Source organism: Marichromatium sp. AB31, assembly GCF_003718685.1.
GTDB classification, from domain to species: Bacteria; Pseudomonadota; Gammaproteobacteria; order Chromatiales; family Chromatiaceae; genus Marichromatium; species Marichromatium gracile.
On sequence record NZ_RHFI01000054.1, the window covers coordinates 1 to 1,249 of the forward strand.

General features: G+C 74.1%; 1 protein-coding gene. It reads left to right on the forward strand.

What is annotated here, in order from left to right:
• Positions 1 to 1,249, forward strand: a 1,249-nt coding sequence (locus EBL84_RS17180) for a hypothetical protein (protein WP_223807050.1), incomplete at both ends; no start/stop codon positions are given.

A 1,249-nucleotide genomic window follows, 5' to 3' on the forward strand; every position in this document is an offset into this window, starting at 1 on the left:
GCTGACCTCGGCGACCGGCTTCACGCTGACGCTGAGCGCCACCGACCGCGCCGGGGTCGGGCCGCTGCTCAACCAGGACGGCACCAGCGCGACCGGGGGCACGACCTACAACCTCGCCGCCGCCGAGAACTGGACCGCAGGCGCGGCGGCGGCGGTGACCGATGCCGACCTCACCGGCAACCCCGTCACCGTGGCCAATGTCCCGGCGCCGAGCATCACCAGCGCCACCTACGACCCGGCCAGCGGCCTCCTGGTGGTCACCGCAACAGGGTTGCCGAGCGCCGCCGGTACGGCCAACGACATCGATCTGTCGCAGCTGACCGTCACCGGCGCCGGCGGCGCGACCCATACCCTCACCACCACCACCGATGTCGAGATCGGTTCGGCCACGCGCTTCAGCGCCACCCTCGGCGGCACCGACAAGAGCGCGGTCGACGCCCTGCTCGATCAGGCCGGCACCCAGGCCGCCGATACCACCGTCTACAACCTCGCCGCCGCCGAGGACTGGGCCAGCGGCGCGGCGGCGGCGGTGACCATTGCCGACCTCACCGCCAACCCGATCACCGTCGCCGCCGTCAGCAGTGGCGGTGGCGGCGGCGGTTCGACCCCGGAGACGGGTGATGACCTGTTCAGCGGCGACGATGGCTCGGTGATCGACGGTGGCGGGGTCGACACCGGGCTCAACCCCACCACGGACTTCACCGACACCACCCTCGACGGTGCCCCGGTGACCACCGGCACCACCACCGACAGTCGCACCGGCGAGAGCGTCGCGGTGGTGGTCAGCGACCCGAGCGCCCCGGGCGAGCGCACCGACGTCGACCCGAGCAGCCCGGAGGTCGACATCCCGGTCGGGGGCGTGAAGGTGAGCAAGCCCGAGTCGCTCGGGCTGATCGCCACCAGCCGGGTGAGCACCGAGCGCAGCGCGCTCGAGACCCTCACCGGCGGCGACGACGCCGCAGCAGACCCCGAGGAGGCGGCCGGACGTGCGGCGCTGATCGATTCGCTGGAGTCGCGCGCCGCCGGCGGCGGCGTCGAGGTGGTGCAGGTCACCCCGGTGTGGCCGAGCGAGGGGGGCGCGGGGGATGCCCCGCTGCGCCTGACCATCGACCTCGGCGACGGCAGTGGCAGCGACGCCCGCCCGACCCTGGTGGTGGTCGACACCAGCGCGCTCTACGATGCCGCGGGCGCCCCCCTGGGGCCGGTCGAGATCGTCGTCGCCGGCGCCGGCACCCTGGTGGTGCGCGGG